General features: G+C 65.8%; 17 protein-coding genes. 13 read left to right on the top strand and 4 right to left on the bottom strand.

Features of this window, described 5'->3' with window-relative positions; translation table 11 throughout:
• The first annotated feature begins 150 nt into the window (after positions 1–150).
• The 5 genes from rpsF to AC5RTY_RS04850 all read left to right on the top strand — a co-directional run bounded on the left by rpsF (position 151) and on the right by AC5RTY_RS04850 (position 2,815).
• Positions 151–456, top strand: coding sequence for a 30S ribosomal protein S6 (rpsF, locus tag AC5RTY_RS04870; RefSeq protein WP_494024955.1), 306 nt, complete (start codon positions 151–153; stop codon positions 454–456).
• 94 nt (positions 457–550) lie between these two features.
• Positions 551–1,123, top strand: a complete 573-nt coding sequence (locus AC5RTY_RS04865) for a single-stranded DNA-binding protein (RefSeq protein WP_494065333.1) — start codon at positions 551–553, stop codon at positions 1,121–1,123.
• 59 nt (positions 1,124–1,182) lie between these two features.
• Positions 1,183–1,422, top strand: coding sequence for a 30S ribosomal protein S18 (gene rpsR, locus AC5RTY_RS04860; RefSeq protein WP_136787674.1), 240 nt, complete (start codon positions 1,183–1,185; stop codon positions 1,420–1,422).
• Between the two features lie 27 nt (positions 1,423–1,449).
• Complete coding sequence (rplI, locus tag AC5RTY_RS04855; RefSeq protein WP_494024956.1) at positions 1,450–1,899, top strand: 50S ribosomal protein L9; 450 nt, start codon at positions 1,450–1,452, stop codon at positions 1,897–1,899.
• A gap of 76 nt (positions 1,900–1,975) precedes the next feature.
• The gene (locus AC5RTY_RS04850; RefSeq protein ID WP_494139125.1) at positions 1,976–2,815 is read left to right on the top strand and encodes a PhzF family phenazine biosynthesis protein; all 840 of its coding nucleotides are present in this window, start codon (positions 1,976–1,978) and stop codon (positions 2,813–2,815) included.
• Positions 2,816–2,825: 10 nt separating this feature from the next.
• Here the strand turns inward: AC5RTY_RS04850 and AC5RTY_RS04845 are convergent, their stop codons facing one another.
• Entirely contained in the window at positions 2,826–3,263 is a 438-nt protein-coding gene (locus AC5RTY_RS04845) for a DUF1801 domain-containing protein (RefSeq protein WP_494065331.1), read from the bottom strand.
• 89 nt (positions 3,264–3,352) lie between these two features.
• Entirely contained in the window at positions 3,353–4,141 is a 789-nt protein-coding gene (locus AC5RTY_RS04840; protein ID WP_494139124.1) for a hypothetical protein, read from the bottom strand.
• A 493-nt stretch (positions 4,142–4,634) separates the two neighbouring features.
• Between AC5RTY_RS04840 and dnaB the strand changes: the two genes are divergently transcribed.
• A complete protein-coding gene (gene dnaB, locus AC5RTY_RS04835) occupies positions 4,635–6,002 on the top strand; it encodes a replicative DNA helicase (RefSeq protein WP_493941666.1) in 1,368 nt (455 codons plus the stop codon).
• 34 nt (positions 6,003–6,036) lie between these two features.
• Here the strand turns inward: dnaB and AC5RTY_RS04830 are convergent, their stop codons facing one another.
• Positions 6,037–6,990 carry a M20/M25/M40 family metallo-hydrolase gene (locus AC5RTY_RS04830; RefSeq protein ID WP_494139123.1) on the bottom strand — a complete coding sequence of 318 codons (954 nt, stop codon included), beginning with the start codon at positions 6,988–6,990 and terminating at the stop codon, positions 6,037–6,039.
• 231 nt (positions 6,991–7,221) lie between these two features.
• Here AC5RTY_RS04830 and AC5RTY_RS04825 point away from each other — a divergent pair, with 231 nt between their 5' ends.
• The 7 genes from AC5RTY_RS04825 to AC5RTY_RS04795 all read left to right on the top strand — a co-directional run bounded on the left by AC5RTY_RS04825 (position 7,222) and on the right by AC5RTY_RS04795 (position 12,801).
• Positions 7,222–7,638, top strand: a complete 417-nt coding sequence (locus tag AC5RTY_RS04825; RefSeq protein WP_494024961.1) for an ester cyclase — start codon at positions 7,222–7,224, stop codon at positions 7,636–7,638.
• A gap of 304 nt (positions 7,639–7,942) precedes the next feature.
• Entirely contained in the window at positions 7,943–9,115 is a 1,173-nt protein-coding gene (locus AC5RTY_RS04820) for a cytochrome P450 (RefSeq protein WP_494139122.1), read from the top strand.
• Entirely contained in the window at positions 9,112–9,306 is a 195-nt protein-coding gene (locus AC5RTY_RS04815; RefSeq protein ID WP_493979670.1) for a ferredoxin, read from the top strand. The genes AC5RTY_RS04820 and AC5RTY_RS04815 overlap by 4 nt, the downstream gene beginning before the upstream one ends.
• A gap of 2 nt (positions 9,307–9,308) precedes the next feature.
• A complete protein-coding gene (locus AC5RTY_RS04810; RefSeq protein WP_494139171.1) occupies positions 9,309–10,490 on the top strand; it encodes an NAD(P)/FAD-dependent oxidoreductase in 1,182 nt (393 codons plus the stop codon).
• Between the two features lie 96 nt (positions 10,491–10,586).
• Positions 10,587–11,201, top strand: coding sequence for a TetR/AcrR family transcriptional regulator (locus AC5RTY_RS04805; RefSeq protein WP_494139121.1), 615 nt, complete (start codon positions 10,587–10,589; stop codon positions 11,199–11,201).
• A 92-nt stretch (positions 11,202–11,293) separates the two neighbouring features.
• Positions 11,294–12,067 (top strand): hypothetical protein, encoded by a 774-nt coding sequence (locus AC5RTY_RS04800; RefSeq protein ID WP_494139120.1) that lies wholly within the window; start codon positions 11,294–11,296, stop codon positions 12,065–12,067.
• Between the two features lie 275 nt (positions 12,068–12,342).
• The gene (locus tag AC5RTY_RS04795; RefSeq protein WP_494139119.1) at positions 12,343–12,801 is read left to right on the top strand and encodes a sortase domain-containing protein; all 459 of its coding nucleotides are present in this window, start codon (positions 12,343–12,345) and stop codon (positions 12,799–12,801) included.
• A 41-nt stretch (positions 12,802–12,842) separates the two neighbouring features.
• Here AC5RTY_RS04795 and AC5RTY_RS04790 read toward each other — a convergent pair whose 3' ends face one another.
• The gene (locus tag AC5RTY_RS04790; RefSeq protein WP_494139118.1) at positions 12,843–13,859 is read right to left on the bottom strand and encodes an SDR family oxidoreductase; all 1,017 of its coding nucleotides are present in this window, start codon (positions 13,857–13,859) and stop codon (positions 12,843–12,845) included.
• Between the last annotated feature and the right edge of the window lie 492 nt (positions 13,860–14,351).

Raw genomic sequence — 14,351 nt, 5'->3', positions numbered from 1 at the left:
GTAAGTCTGTGCTGTCGGCGCCGGCCGGTATTTCCTGTGACAATAGCCAAAACACACGGAAGTCGCCGCGCGGTGGCAGGCAGGCAACGCAACAGAACCTCCTGTTACGGAAAGACCGTGACCGCTTAGCCCGAAGGAGGTGGGTTCACAATGCGTGCTTATGAACTGATGGTAATCATCGACCCCGAGGTCGAAGAGCGTACCGTAGAGTCCTCGCTCGACAAGTTCCTCAACGTTGTCCGCAACGATGGTGGAACCATCGACAAGGTGGACATCTGGGGACGCCGCCGGCTCGCCTACGACATTCAGAAGAAGTCCGAAGGCATCTACGCGGTGGTCAATTTCACCGCAACTCCCGCCACTGCTGCTGAGCTTGACCGCCAGCTTGGTCTGAACGAGACCATCCTGCGCACCAAGATCATCCGCCCGGAGGAGCAGAAGATCTCCGCTGAGTAATCAGCCGTGATCGCCGCCCCCTTTCCGGGAGCGGCATTGACGAAGACATTCCCGCGCGCCGCCGGCAAGCGGGACCAGGACATCAGGAGGCAACATGGCAGGCGAAACCGTTATCACGCTCGTCGGTAATCTCACCAACGATCCCGAGCTGCGGTTCACCCCGTCCGGGTCCGCGGTAGCGAACTTCACCGTTGCATCCACGCCGCGGACCTTCGACCGCCAGTCCAACGAATGGAAGGACGGGGAAACCCTGTTCCTCCGGGCGTCGGTATGGCGCGAAGCTGCCGAGAACGTCGCCGAAACCCTGACCAAGGGCATGCGCGTCGTCGTTCAGGGCCGGCTGAAGTCCCGGTCGTATGAAACCAAAGAGGGCGAAAAGCGTACCGTCATGGAGCTTGAGGTCGACGAGATCGGCCCCTCGCTGCGCTACGCCTCTGCCAAGGTCACCCGTACCCAGCGCTCCGGCGGTGGCCAGGGCGGCTTCGGTGGCGGCCAAGGCGGCGGCTTTGGCGGCGGCGGCTTCGGCGGCGGCCAGAACCAGGGCGGTTGGGGCGGACAGCAGTCCGGCCAGCAGCCCGCACCCCAGGACGACCCCTGGGGAGCACCGGCCGGCGGTACCTCCGGCGGCTGGGGCAACGGTCCGGACTCCAACGAACCGCCCTTCTAAACACAAACCCCATCCCGTGGAAAAGATCCACGGGCTCCACAAGATAAAGGAGCTCCACGATGGCTAAGGCTGAAATTCGTAAGCCCAAACCAAAGTCCAATCCCTTGAAGGCCGCTGACGTCACCGTCATCGACTACAAGGACGTAGCTTTGCTGCGCAAGTTCATCTCCGACCGCGGAAAGATCCGCGCCCGCCGCGTGACTGGCGTCACCGTGCAGGAACAGCGCAAGATCGCACTGGCAATCAAGAATGCCCGCGAAGTTGCCCTGCTGCCCTACTCCGGCGCTGGCCGCGGCTAAGCGAAGCGAAGAGGAGAGAGTACTGACATGGCAAAGCTCATTCTGACCCACGAAGTGACCGGTCTCGGCACTGCTGGCGATGTCGTCGAGGTAAAGAACGGTTACGCCCGTAACTACCTTCTGCCCCGCGGCTTCGCCCTGACCTGGACCAAGGGCGGCGAGAAGCAGGTGGAGTCCATCAAGGCTGCACGTGCCGCTCGCGAGATCGCATCCCTGGAAGACGCGCAGCAGCTCGCTGCCCGTCTGTCCGCCAAGCCGGTCACGCTGACCGTCAAGGCCGGCGAGTCGGGACGCCTGTTCGGCACCGTCAAGCAGTCCGACGTTGCATCCGCTGTCGAGGCCGCCGGCCTCGGCGCCATCGACAAGCGCAAGGTCGAACTGACCGAGCACATCAAGTCGGTCGGCGACTACCAGGCGACCGTGCGTCTGCACGAAGAGGTCTCCGCCGTCATCGACCTGAAGGTCGTTGCAGGCTAACAGCCTTACTGTCGCTGCAGGCCGGGTCCGTCCAGGACCCGGCCTGCAGCGTTTAACGCCCGGTACGCTGTAGGACGTGAGCACACATCAGTTCAGCCAGGTGGACGTCTTCGCCACCGGACCGTGCACGGGCAATCCGCTGGCGGTCGTGTCGGGTGCCGGCGACGTGGGCGACGAGCAGATGCAGCGCTTCGCCAACTGGACCAACCTCTCCGAGACCACCTTCCTCCTGCCGCCCGAGAGTGCGGAGGCCGACTACCGGGTCCGGATCTTCACGCCCAGCGGCGAGCTGCCCTTCGCCGGCCATCCGACGCTGGGCACGGCCTACGTCTGGCTCGCCGCCGGCGGGCAGCCGAAGGCCGGGGGAGCGATCGTGCAGGAATGCGGCGCCGGCCTGGTCAAGGTCAAGCACGACGGCGGACGGCTGGCTTTCGCTGCGCCGCCGCGACGGCGGACCGGGCCGCTCCCCGAGGAGAACGTCGCGAAGATCTGTGCCGCGTTGGGGATTGAACGCGGCGACGTGCTGCGCCACCAGTGGGCGGACAACGGCCCCGAGTGGCAGGCCCTGCAGTTGCGCGACGCCCGGGCCGTCCTCGACGTCGTGCCCGACTATGCAGCCCTGTCACCGTTTGGCGTCGGCCTGATCGGCGCCCATCCCGGCGGCTCCGCCGTCGACTTTGAAGTTCGCGGGCTGATGGGCTTCGAGGACCTGCCGGCGGAGGACCCGGCGACCGGCAGCCTGAACGCCGCGCTGGCCCAGTGGCTGATCGACGAGGGAGCGGCACCCGCCGCCTACTGCGTTCGCCAGGGGACGGCGCTGGGCCGGGACGCGCGCGTCTACATCGACTCCGACGGTGCGGACGTCTGGGTCGGCGGGTCGGTCGAGACAGTGATCAGCGGGACAGTGGAACTCTGAACCGGCCGCCCTAGCGCTGGCTCTGCAGGGACTCGTGGTCCGTGGTGGTCATGTGCCGGTACCCAAGCTCAATCAGTTCCCTGAGCACGTCGACGTCGATGTCTTCGAGCCTGTTGACGTAGAGGCACGAGGCGCCGGTTTTGTGCTTGCCCAGGCGCTCCAGCAGCGGTGCGGAGCCCGGCGCGTACGTCAGGCCGTAGAGTGCCAGGTTGGCCTTCCGCGGCGAGAAGCCCACGGCGGCGGCGTCGCCCTCCCGGCCGCTGGCATATTTGTAGTGGTAGCTGCCGAAGCCGATGATCGAGGGGCCCCACATGACCGGCTCCTGCCCGGTCACCTCCCGCATGAGGCGCAACACGGTCTCGCCGTCGCGGCGCCGCACGGGGTGCTCCACCGACCCGAGGAACACGTCGACGGGTACGTCCGTGGGTGCAGTCTTGTTCTCGGCCATGGCTGAAGTGTTCCAGAAAGCATTGCCCGCTGCCAGCACCGCCATGACCCGGGCCGTCGCTGCGCCGGTCGGGTGCTCCGGACCTGTAGTTAGGGCTCCTCGTCCGGCTCGATCAAATCCACGAATTCACGCGCTTCCAGCTCGGTCGCTTCCGAGTGCTCCAACAGCAACCGGACGGCGGCGTCGCGATCTCCCCCCAGCGCCGCGGTGCGGATGCGCCGAAACACGTCGTCGTTCAGGCGGGTGCTCGCCACTTCCCTGATGGTGTTGCCCTTGGACACGATGGCCCGGTACCGGTATCCGGCCGGCTCGGGAAGCGGGGCTGGAGCTGGCTCCGCCGGCGGCACGACCTCCTCAACGGGGTAGGGGGGTGCCGCCGCCCGGGATTCCTCGTCCTCGGGTGGGTGCGCAGCGGCTGCCGGCCGCGGTGCCTCGTCCTCCTGGCGCGCCATAGACGCCTCCCGGGCCTCTTTGTCCTCCGGGCCTGCCGGGGACGCCTCGCCGGACCCCTCGTCCTCCGGGCGGAGCGTAGGGGCAGCCTCCCGGCCGGGTGCCGTGTAGGGCTGCGGGTGCGCGGACATCTGCGCGACGGCGGAGGTAGCCTCCCGGAGCCCGGTACCGGTGGCGGTGCGGTATTCCCGGATCGCAGCAAAAGCCTGCCCCTGCGCGATCAGCGCGTAGACGGCTGTGTGTTGCTGCTGGTTCAAGCGCCCGCTGGCCGCCGCGGCGGCCTCCCGGGTCGTGGCAGCTGCCGGCCTCGCCGACGATCCGCTCCCCGGGCGGGGCCCGCGGGCTTTGTTACGCGAAAGCAACCGCATAATGACCAGGCCGATCACGACCACCAGTACGGCGATGAGCAACGGCACCACAAATTCCATACTTGAATCGTACGTCCCGCACCACGGCCCGCGCGCCAACAGCCTGCGAAAGCGGGCATCACACCCCTGTAATTCACGGCTGTGGATAACCAGTGGATAACTTTTGCCCCTACGCGCCTATTCCGATTCTGTCAACAGCAAAAATGGCGGGAAAATCAACAGCAAACTTCTTTTTGTCCACACCCCGTGGATAACGTTTCCGCAGGTCAGGGCAGGGTTACTCGCGAGTCAACTATTCTTTCCACAGCTCTGCGCACAGCCTGTGCACAAGACACGCCCACTGATCCACATTTTATCCACAGGGGGAGTGGATAACTCGCTTGGTGGGAAGGGGGAAGGGGGTTACCGTTGCGGAGTATCCCACTCGCAGCCCGCTCGCTGAATTGCAGTAGGCGCGCACCTAGCGATCCGACGAAATGGTCCGATCCGGCTGGTAGTTCTGACTCTGAGGGGATGCGGTATCCGGTTCGAGGAGCAAAGAAAGCAGGCAGCGGTGTCGTTAGCGCACGCGGATTCGGCAACAGGTCGGGATTCCGAATTCGGCCGCACGCCGCCGCAAGACCTCGTGGCCGAGCAGTCCGTCCTGGGCGGCATGATGCTCTCCAAGGACGCCATCGCCGACTGCGTTGAAGTGCTCCGCGGCGTGGACTTCTACCGCCCCGCCCACGAAAGCATCTATGAGGCCATCATCGACCTCTACGGCCGTGGCGAACCGGCCGACGCCGTCACCGTTTCCGACCTGCTGACCAAGCGCGGCGAGATCTCCCGCATCGGCGGACCCGCCTATCTGCATACCCTGATCCAGTCCGTGCCCACGGCCGCCAACGCTGGCTTCTACGCGGAAATCGTGCGGGAACGTGCCGTGCTCCGACGCCTGGTCGACGCCGGCACCAAGATCGTGCAGCTGGGTTACTCGCAGGACGGCGAAGTCGACGCCATCGTCAACCAGGCCCAGGCGGAGATCTACGCCGTCGCCGAGCGCCGCACCGCCGAAGACTACGTACCGCTCAAGGACATCATCGAAGGCACCGTCGACGAGATCGAATCCGCCGGCCACCGCGGCGAAGGCATGACCGGCGTGCCCACCGGCTTCTATGAACTCGACGAGCTCACCCAGGGCCTGCACGGCGGGCAGATGATCGTCATCGCGGCGAGGCCGGCCGTCGGCAAATCCACCTTCGCACTGGATTTTGCGCGGTCTGCCGCGATCAAGAACAACATGACCACGGTCTTCTTCTCCCTGGAAATGGGCCGGAACGAAATCGCCATGCGCCTCCTGTCCGCGGAAGCCACCATCGGCCTTCAGGACCTGCGCAAGGGCACCATCAAGGACGAGCAGTGGGGGAAGATTGCCACCACCATGGGCCGGATGAATGACGCGCCCCTGTTCATCGACGACAGCCCCAACATGTCGCTGATGGAAATCCGCGCCAAGTGCCGGCGGCTCAAGCAGCGGCACGACCTGAAGCTGGTGGTGCTCGACTACCTCCAGCTGATGTCCTCCGGCAAGCGCGTCGAATCCCGCCAGCAGGAAGTCTCGGAGTTCTCCCGTGCCCTCAAGCTGCTCGCCAAGGAACTCGAAGTCCCCGTCATCGCGCTCTCCCAGCTGAACCGTGGCTCCGAGCAGCGTACGGACAAGAAGCCGATGGTTTCCGACCTTCGCGAATCCGGTTCGATCGAGCAGGACGCCGACATGGTCATCCTGCTCCACCGCGAGGACATCTACGACAAGGAATCTCCGCGGGCCGGCGAAGCCGACGTCATCGTCGCCAAGCACCGTAACGGCCCGACCAAGACGATCGTGGTCGGCTTCCAGGGCCACTACTCACGCTTCGCCAACATGGCGGTCGAGCACGGCTAGCAGCTTTAGGGTCTCCTCCCTATAGGGAGGGGTTCTACCGGTGCCCCGCTGGCTTGAGGGCGCCGCGGTCGTGGGCCAGGCGGGTGGCGGCATGCGTGATCGCGGCGGTCATGATGCTCAGCGCCTCCAGATTGACGTTGCTGAGGTCATCGCCCGGCTGATGGTAGTTCGGATCGCAGGGCCGCTTGGCGGTGCCGCCGAAGAGGCGGGCCTGATTGGTGGTTTTCTTCTCGTCGTCTCCGCTGTACAGCCCGCCCACGGCGACACCTTTCCTGACGAAAGACAACTGATCCGAGTCCATGTCCCAATCGGTGGCGACCCAGGGCTGGTCGTGGGCGTCGAAGTAGTCGGTGAAGACGTCCATGATCTCCGTCGAGCCTTCCGGCACGTCGCAATGGGGCTTGGGGTCCCGTGCGTCGTAGACCCCGATGATGGGGTTGGGCGAGGCGATCATGTCGAAGTTCAAGTAGGCCGCGATCCTGTCGAGTGCCTCGCTGTCGCTCTTGGCCAGGTGCTTGACGTAGTGCCGGGACCCGTACTCTTTCTTGTACTCCTCGGCACCCCACCAAGCGAAGCGCACCGTATTGCTGAGGCCCTCCTGCCGGCCGAGCGCTTTGGCGGCCTCCAACACGGCCGCCACCCCTGAGCCGTTGTCATTGATCGCCGGACAGCCCGGCACCCCGTCGAGGTGGGCCCCGAGCATGATCACGTTCTCGTCGCTGCCGGATGCGGTCTCGGCGAGGATGTTGAAGGTCTCCATCCGCTCACCGCGGTGTTTGAAGGTGAAATACTGACGCGTGCTGCGATAGCCGACGCTGGCGAGTTGGCGTTCGACGTACTGGGCCGCTGCCTCGTACCCGGAGGTGCCGGTGGCACGGTCGCCGTACTCCTCGGCCAGGGCCTGAAACTTCTGCAGATGCTCGTAGGCAGCGGGAACCTTGCCCAGTGAGATGACGGGACCTGATCTTAGGCGCTGGCTCAGCTTCATATCGTCCCTATCCAGTACGACACGGAGACGGTGGCAGTCTAACCTCCCGGTACAGGTGAGCGATACCTTTGCGGCCGGTCCGCAAGGGGTGGGGATTAAGTCCCTTGGCCGTCGGCCCGTTCCCGAAACATCCCGGTACGGGGAAGGCCCCGTTATCCCCCGGCGTGTCGCAGTGTCGCCGGTGGGAGCATTGCAACCGGGGGGAATTTCCAACAAGGAAAGGAATCGGAAATGGCAGGCGGATCAGGACTGATCGAGCGGTTCTACCGGGAAATCATGGAGAGAGGAAATCTTGACCTGATCGACGAGTTGGGCAGCGAAAACTACACGGATCATGAAGAGCCCTTCCCCGGGCAGCCGCCCGGCCTGGAAGGCATCAGGTTCTACGTCACATCGTTCAGGTCGGCCTTCCCGGACATCAGTGTGAAGTCCATCGAGCCTACGATGGTCGACGGGGACCTGGAGGCAGCCCGTGTCGTCCTCACCGGCACTCACCAGGGCGAGCTGATGGGTACGGCTCCCACCGGAAATACAGTGGAGTTCAGCGGCGTCGACATCGTCCGAGTCCAGGACGGAAAGGTGGTCGAGCACTGGGGATCGACCGACACGCTGAAGATGCTTCAGCAGATCGGCGCCGTCCAGATGTAACTGACCACTACGTACAAAGAGGGCTTGGGCGCGAGTACGCCTAGGCCCTCTTATATTTCCACTGCGCTTTCGGCACGCCCGTCGTTTTCCCGGTCTGGATGCCTCTCCCCAACGGTCCGCGCGGGCCAGAACACCTTACAAGGCGTCGCTCGGTGATGCACGCCATAATTTTACTTGACACACTGTAAAGCTTCCGGGCAGACTGTGTTCTACGCCTCATTGCCGAGGCGCGGCTCTCCGAAGCTATGGGCGTCCGCATCGTCCGCTTCCGAACCCGCACCCAGGACGATCAAAGGAGCACACCGTGACCGCACCGATCGAAGCAGACATCGACATCTGGGATGACGACGTCCTCGTCGACCCCTACAGCACCTACGCCGCCCTGCGCGAGCAGGCCGGGGTAGTCCGCCTGCCGAAGAATGACCTCTACGTCCTGACCCGCTACGACATCATCCGCGATGCCCTCGCCGATCCGGAGACGTTCTCCTCAACGAGCCTCGGCTTCAACCCGATGGTGAACGATGCACTGCAGGGCACCTCGCTGGCCTCCGACCCGCCCACGCACACCCAGTTGCGCGCGACCCTGTCGGAAAACCTGACGCCGCGCGCCCTGCGCGGGCTGAAGGTCACCATCGACGAGAAGGCGGACAAGCTCGTCGCCGAGCTCGTCGCCAGCGGCAGCTTCGAAGCCATTGACTCGTTGGCGCGCGCCTTCCCGCTCGAAATCGTCGCCGACCTCATCGGCTTCAGCGGCCACGTCAAGGACAACATGCTGCGCTGGGGGCAGGCCGCGATGCAGGTCCTCGGACCCATGAACCACCGCACCCAGGAGAACTTCCCGATCGCTGGCGAGCTCTACGGCTGGTGCTCCTCCGTTACCGCCGAAGACCTCACCCCGGGGTCGATCGGTCGCGGCATCTTCGACGCCGAGACCCGCGGCGACATCCCGGAAGGGGCCGCCGGGCATATCATCCACCAGTACCTGGGCGCCGGCGTCGACACCACGATCGCCTCCATCGGAAACATCGTCGCACTCTTCGGCCGCCATCCGGAGCAGCTCGAGCTCGTCCGCCAGAACCCTGAGCTCGTGCCCGCGGCATTCGCCGAGGTGCTGCGCTACTGGCCCCCGATCCACATCTGGGGCAGGACCGCGACCCGCGACGTCGAAATTGATGGGGCAACGGTACCCGCAGGAGCCCAGCTGGGCATCCTGTTCGGCGCCGGCAACCGCGACCCGCGGCACTACGAGAATCCCGACGTCTTCGACGTCACGCGCAACCCGGTGGACCATCTCAGTTTCGGCTACGGGCCGCACGGGTGCGCCGGCCAGGGCCTTGCGAAGCTTGAGGCCCACGCGATCATCGAGGCCCTGGCCCGCAGGACGAAGGTGTTGGAGATCGGGGACGAGGTCCGGGTGCCCAGCAACATCACCCGCAGCCACGAACGCCTCGACGTCGTGAAGGCGGTGGCAGTGTGAGGATCGAACTTGACCGCCCCCGCTGCGAAGGACACGGACTCTGCGAGGAGGCCGCACCCAAGCTCATGCACCTCGACGACGACGGCGAACTGGTGATCGACGTCCCCGAGGTCGACGGGGCGGAACTGGCCGCCGCGAAAGCCGCGGTACGGGTGTGCCCGGTAGCGGCGCTGCGGCTGGCGGAAAAGTGACCATGCGGCGAATCGTCGTCGTCGGCAATGGCATCGCCGGGCTCACCGCGTGCGACTCGCTGCGCTCGAACGGATTCGACGGCGAGTTGACCGTCGTCGGGGCCGAGGCGCACCACCCGTACAGCCGCCCGGCCCTCTCGAAGGCGCTGCTGCACGACGACGGCGGGCTGCAAGCCCATGAGCTGCCCGAGCCAACCCACGAAGCGACCGAACTTCTCGGCGTCAGCGCCACAGGTATCGACCCGGAGGCGAAAGTCGTCCGGACCGACGGCGGCGAAGAGCTGCCGTATGACGGACTGGTCATCGCCTCCGGTTCACGGGCCAAGCGGCTCAGCGCCAGTCCGCTGCCCGGGGGCGCGTTCCCGGAGCTCACGCTGCGCACGATCGAGGACGCGGTGGAACTCAAGCAGCGGGTCGCGGGCCGCCCCTCGGTGATCGTGGTCGGCGGCGGGCCGTTGGGCATGGAGGTCGCATCGGGCTGCCTGCACGTCGGCTGCGAGGTCACGCTGGTCTCCGACGTGCAGCCCCTCTCGCGTCAACTCGGCGACCACCTGTCCGGGGTCTTCACTGCCGCCGCCGTCCGGCGCGGGCTGCGGTTCGTCAGCGGCAGCAGGGCGCGATTGGTTGACTCCGGCTCTGGGACGCGGGTTGCCCTTGGCGACGGCACCCGGCTCGAGGCCGACCTCGTCGTCACGGCCATCGGCGACGAGCCGAACATCGAGTGGCTGGCCGGTTCGGGTCTCCTCGTCGATGGGGCGCTGCGCGCCGACTCGCGCGGCCGGGTCCGGCCGGACGTTGTTGCCGCCGGCGATGTGGCGTTCTTCCCGACCGGCCGGGGGGTAGGGCGGGTGCCGTTGTGGACCAGCGCCATCGACCAGGCCAAGGCCGCGGCTGCCGGCCTGCTCAAAGGCGACGCGGCGCCCGAGCTCGGCTTCCAACCGTACTTCTGGACCGAAGGATTCGGCCTCTCCCTCAAGGCGATCGGCTTCACGCCGGTGACCGGGGCGCCCGACTACCTGGAGCCGGGCGGGGATGCCGACTCGATGCTGCTGCGCTGGCACGGCGCGGACGGCGGCCCCGGAACCGCGGCGGCGCTCAACTACCGCATCCCCATTCCCAAACTGCGGCGGCTCGCCAATAGCGGTCCGTCGGCGCTGCAACCGGCTACGCCGGCAAAGCTGTGAGCAGGTGCCGCTCCTGACGATACGTCGGGGTTCCAGCGGAAGCAGGGATGCCGTTCTCCCGGATAGGCGTCCCTGCGCCACGGAAAGGAATGCCTCATGCCGTCGCTGCGAGAAGCCCGGAAACAGCTGACCCGCGACAGGATCGTCGAACGGGCGCTCAAACTCTGTATCGAGAAGGGATACGCCGCCACGACGATCGACGATATCGCCGCCGCTGCCGGCACCACCCGGGTGACCTTCTACGCGTACTACCCCTCGCGGAGCGACCTGATGAAGGACTTCATGGCCCGGGTGAATGCGGTCCTTGACCGCGCCGGCGGACCCGACGACGCCTCGACGGCCCCCGAGCTCGTGGACGTGGTCCGCGTGGGCGAGCTCGCGGGCATCCTCGACTGGCTTGAGTCGCGCGCGGCGCTCTGGCCCGTCTTCCGCCCCTATCTGGACGTCCTCGACGAGGCTGCCGCCGTCGACCGGGAAGTACGGGCCCTGGTGATGGACTGGCGTGAGGAAGTAGTCTCCGACCTCGTCCGCGGCATGCAGCAGGCCGGCCGCTTCTCGGGGGAGACGCACCACGTCCGCGGGACGCTCGCGTTCACCCAGCTGAACTACGTCTCCACCCTCTGGACGAACCGCACATCAAAACCCGACCGTGACCAGGCGCTCGGAGTTCTCGCGGGAAGCTGGCACCACCTGCTCTGCGACGAAGGCTGAGCCGAGGGCTTTTCAGATGGCGGGCGTTGGATTAGGGTGTGACGCACGGGAGAACCGTAAGCACCCTTACTATTTTCTGAGAGGCCTACATCATGAAGGCACAGACTCTTCTCATTGCCCCTGCCGTCGCGCTTGGCGCCATGGCTTTCGCGGCCGGGCCGGCCGTAGCCCAAGACGGCGTGTGGCAGGCTGACCTTGCACCGGCCAACAACAGCGGAACCGCCGGACAAGCGATGATCGAGATACACGGACAGCAGGCAACGGTCAGCATGAACGTCTCGGGCGCCGCGGAAATCTGGATGAACGCGCCGTTCCCACATGGCCAACACATTCACATCGGCGGCCAGGGGTTATGCCCGGGGCCAGCAGCAGACACCGACGGCGACGGCGTCGTCAGTTCACCCGAGGGCGAACCGTATGCCGGTGCCGTCAGTACGTCGCTGACGGTCCAGGGGGACACCAGCCCCGCCTCGATAGTGGCAAACGACCGCTTCCCCGCCGGCGGCGCCTACACCTATCAGCGGACCCTGACCTTAGATCCGGCAACAATAGCGGCGATCCAGGCCGGATCTGCAACGGTGGAGGTCCACGGCGTGGACCCGAACAGGCTTCCTCCGGCTGCCCAGCAAAAAATGAGCCCTGAAGCCCCGGGGCTGCCGCTCGCTGCCACACTTTCCGCGGCCTGCGGAACCCTGGTCGCCTCCCAGATGACCGGGCCGATGCCTGGTGCTGCCCCCGACACAGGCATCGATACGCCCGCGCAAACAGACGGAAGCGCGATGTCCGTCGCCGCAGGTCTCGGAGTGCTGCTTGCCGCCGGCGCGACGGCGGCCGTTGCCCGCAGGCGTTCCGCTCCCAGGGACTGATCGGCGTGAAGACGGCAAGGACAGGGCCGCCCTTCTTCGCCGGGCTGGCCCTTGTCCTGGCCATGAATGCGGGGTGCGCTGCACCCTCCGCTACCGGGTCGCTCCCGCCCTCCGCTCCCTCGAGCGCCGCCGTCGAGCAGGCTCCCCGCCCGGGCCAAGGAGCTGAATCGGGGCAAAAGCCGGAGCAAGTTGCCAGAAACACGGCCGCTCCCCAAACCGCCGTTCCCGCTACAGGCGGCGATTCCCTCGTGTTGGAGAAAGCCAGGCCTTCAGCTGTGAGCATTCCCCGGATTGGTCTTCGCAGCGACATCATCGGCCTCGCACAACGAGAGGATCGCACCTTGGAGGTGCCGCCCGAAGAGGCCGGTTCCCCGGCAGGGTGGTACATCAATTCCCCGACGCCGGGGGAGAAGGGGCCCTCGATCCTCCTGGGCCACGTCAACGCCCTGGGCGGGGGGCCGGGCGTTTTCGCCAGGCTGCAGGAGTTGGTCCCCGGAGACGAAGTCAGGGTCGAGCGTGAGGATGGCACGACCGCGGTCTTCCGGCTGACGGTCATCGAGCGCTATGCCAAAGACAGCTTCCCAGCCCTGCAGGTGTACGGGAATACCAAGCAGGCAGAGATCCGGCTCATCACCTGCGACGGGTACAACCCACAGAACGGCAGGTTCGAAGACAACCTTGTTGCCTACGGAAAAATCACCGCCGCCACCGGAGGCGCGGGGGACAAGGGGTGAACGCGGCTGACCGCGCAGTGCTCCGCCGATGCGGGGCGAAACTACGCGGTCCGCGTTGCTGGCCAACCGGAATCAAGGTAGCGCCGGGCAAGGGCGCTGGTGAGCTTTCCGGCGGCGGTGAGGACGAGCAGGGTGGCGCCTGTCCTGCGGAGCGCAGTTTTTCTTCTTCCGTGCCAGCCGCCTCCCGTTGCTGGATTCGGGTGCGAGGGCTGAGGTGCGTAGAGGTTTCCCGCGGTCGTGGGCGCTGGCTCACTGCGCGAAAGATGTGTCCTGTTAACCTGGGCTGCCATGGCGCCTTCGATCAAGCGCGGGGTGAGCCTGTGCTGCAAGGCCATGACCCGTCCGAGTGGCCCGACGACGGCTTCGGCGCGGGGGGAGACCGCCAATACGGTGATGGCTTTGGCAACCCGTTCCGCCGTGTACACAGGCGGCATGGCCAGGGCCTTGCGGCCGGTGTAGTTACCGGCGTGCTGGAAGAACGGGGTGTCGATGGTTGCCGGCAGAAGCGTGCAGACCCTAAGGTTCTTCCTGCCGGTGAGCCGCAGTTCCGAGCGCAGGCTAACGCCCAGGGCGCGGATGGCGGCCTTGGACATCGAATAGGCGGAGGTGTAGGGCTGGGCGATTTCCCCCACGACCGAGGAAACGTTGATGATCACGCCCGCTCCCTGCTGCTGCATCTGCTCCAACGCGGCCCGGCATCCGTGCACGTAGCCCATGACGTTGACGTCGATGAGGCGCCGGAAGTCCTCGACAGGTGCCTTGAGGAATGGAGCGAAGAAGCTCACAGCGGCGTTGTTGATCCAGACGTCGATTCTGCCGAAGCGTGCTACCGCGCGGTTGGCGAGTTCCTGCATGGCGGCGGCGTCGCTGACATCGGTCGGCACTGCCAGTGCTTGCGCCCCGCGACGTTCACATTCGGCGGCAAGCGTTTCCAAAGCCTGTGCCCGGCGGGCCGCGAGTACGACGCGCGCGCCGCGCCTGGCGAACCGAAGGGCAGTGGCCCGGCCTATCCCGCTTGACGCGCCGGTGATCACAACGACTGAATCCTTGATGCGCATCGATGTCTCCTCGATGGTGGGCCGGTGCCCGATCGGGGCAGCCTTGTGGTGCTCAACCTGTTTTTATAAGCAGGCTTACTGTTCGGTAAACGCTAGCCATGGTTTTCGCGGTCCGCAAGGGAGGCCTTGATTGCCGGGACTTTCAATGTGGCCATCTGCCCGCCAACGATGCCAAGCCCTTTCTGTGGAACCATCTGATGCATTACTGCACCGGTGCCAGCCTCGGTGCTTTGAGGGGAGTGTGGGCCATCACGGGCATTTGCGGACTGCATGCCAACCTGTGGCACACCGTGATGCGACTGGGCTTTGACCAAACAATTGAGAACGCCACCGGTGGCCGGTTCCCCACCAATCACCTGGACGGCCGAGGAGAAAGCAGTGGACATCCTCCACAAAACAATATTCTCGATGGTGACCGGAATGGCGGCCGACCGAATGCTGCCCCCGAGGTTAGCCTCCGGCCGCGGGCGCAGCAGTCACTAATTGTCCCGT

The sequence above is a fragment of the Arthrobacter sp. Y3224055 genome, assembly GCF_059090825.1.
Note: the sequence above shows the minus strand (reverse complement) of the source record. Positions and strands in the feature narration are given on the sequence as shown.

Bases quoted from the DNA above. Each gene is read 5' to 3' on its own strand.
- AC5RTY_RS04790 (WP_494139118.1), bottom strand. From the start codon at position 13,859: ATGCGCATCAAGGATTCAGTCGTTGTGATCACCGGCGCGTCAAGCGGG.
- AC5RTY_RS04805 (WP_494139121.1), top strand. From the start codon at position 10,587: ATGCCGTCGCTGCGAGAAGCCCGGAAACAGCTGACCCGCGACAGGATC.
- AC5RTY_RS04840 (WP_494139124.1), bottom strand. From the start codon at position 4,141: ATGGAATTTGTGGTGCCGTTGCTCATCGCCGTACTGGTGGTCGTGATC.
- AC5RTY_RS04825 (WP_494024961.1), top strand. From the start codon at position 7,222: ATGGCAGGCGGATCAGGACTGATCGAGCGGTTCTACCGGGAAATCATG.
- AC5RTY_RS04845 (WP_494065331.1), bottom strand. From the start codon at position 3,263: ATGGCCGAGAACAAGACTGCACCCACGGACGTACCCGTCGACGTGTTC.
- AC5RTY_RS04810 (WP_494139171.1), top strand. From the start codon at position 9,309: ATGCGGCGAATCGTCGTCGTCGGCAATGGCATCGCCGGGCTCACCGCG.
- AC5RTY_RS04865 (WP_494065333.1), top strand. From the start codon at position 551: ATGGCAGGCGAAACCGTTATCACGCTCGTCGGTAATCTCACCAACGAT.
- rpsR (WP_136787674.1), top strand. From the start codon at position 1,183: ATGGCTAAGGCTGAAATTCGTAAGCCCAAACCAAAGTCCAATCCCTTG.
- rpsF (WP_494024955.1), top strand. From the start codon at position 151: ATGCGTGCTTATGAACTGATGGTAATCATCGACCCCGAGGTCGAAGAG.
- rplI (WP_494024956.1), top strand. From the start codon at position 1,450: ATGGCAAAGCTCATTCTGACCCACGAAGTGACCGGTCTCGGCACTGCT.
- AC5RTY_RS04800 (WP_494139120.1), top strand. From the start codon at position 11,294: ATGAAGGCACAGACTCTTCTCATTGCCCCTGCCGTCGCGCTTGGCGCC.
- AC5RTY_RS04830 (WP_494139123.1), bottom strand. From the start codon at position 6,990: ATGAAGCTGAGCCAGCGCCTAAGATCAGGTCCCGTCATCTCACTGGGC.